At 39.9% G+C, this 1,080-nt stretch carries 2 protein-coding genes; both read right to left on the bottom strand.

Going from position 1 to position 1,080, the window contains the following annotated elements; translation table 11 throughout:
- Positions 1–704: alpha-amylase family protein (locus K5G00_RS29440; RefSeq protein ID WP_238770218.1), on the bottom strand; the 704-nt coding region annotated here is incomplete at its 3' end.
- Positions 705–780: 76 nt separating this feature from the next.
- The coding region (locus tag K5G00_RS29435; RefSeq protein WP_238770215.1) for a hypothetical protein at positions 781–1,080 on the bottom strand (300 nt) is incomplete at its 5' end.

The following is a 1,080-nucleotide window of genomic DNA, read 5'->3' as shown; positions in this document are numbered from 1 at the left end:
ATCTGTTGCCATGCACGGTCAATAGCTTTCTGTCGAAAATCCAGCTCTATTTCAGGAGTTATACTGTCCTTTCCAGGAAAAGGCTGTTGCATTAATTCCTCATACATTTCCTGCTCACATTCCATCCATCGGAGTGGTGGCAAAGGATCGCGCCCTCCTCCCGGATTGTAAAACCAGTCAAGCATGATTCCATCCATATCGGTCTTTTTGATAGCATCTTCAATGGAGGAACTCAAATAATTAATATACTTTTTTGTAAACGGAATTTGTTGTCCATTCATTCCGTAGCATAAATCAGGATGGTCTTCTTCCCATTTGTTATTAGCACCTACACAAAAATAACCGAATACTTTCATATTCTTCCGGCGGCCTATTTTTACCATTTCAGTTAAAAAATCGTACTTTAAGCCAGGCTGTTCCGGTACTACCCCGTTTTTGTACCAGGCATAACCGTTGCATGAAACACCAAATGAATGAACCGCGTTACATCCCAGCTGTTCATACCAGTCCATTAAAATTTCTGGATTAGCGTCGGCCCACAAACCGGGTTTGGCAAAACCATGTGCTCCGCCTGGCCCCCAGTTATAATCGATATTATATGCCCGGATTGCTTCATTAACTGAATTGCTAGTTTTCCCTTTATTACAACCGGTTATAACAATAAGAGCTATAAATATGATAAAGCAAATCGTTCTATTTTTCATAATTGAAATTTTTGATAGTTCTAAATTTAAAATCCTTATACCAAATCTTCTTATCAATGATATTCTAAACAGAATCTTATTTTTTCACATACCCGAGGGGTAAATTGTTAAATGCCCGAGCAAGCACCGCAATGTTCCGTTCATCTCCTTCCAGACTGTCAACAGCATTTGAAAGATAATAATCAACCGGTTTCATTATGGGGCCTATAACCGGTTTGGTAAAACCATATAAACCCACATTTTCTTTGAGCGCGGCAGGTACAATTTCTGCAGGATCCTGCTTATTCCAATTGGCCAGACAGGTAATCAACTGTGTTTTGGTTCCGGTTAAATCACGCATTGCCGCAGTTCTTTTTATGTCTCCGGCTTCGTTCAT

The organism is Maribellus maritimus (assembly GCF_022267315.1).
Lineage (GTDB): Bacteria > Bacteroidota > Bacteroidia > Bacteroidales > Prolixibacteraceae > Draconibacterium > Draconibacterium maritimum.
The sequence above is the reverse complement of the archived record's forward strand: the minus strand, read 5'-3'. Positions and strand labels throughout refer to the sequence as shown.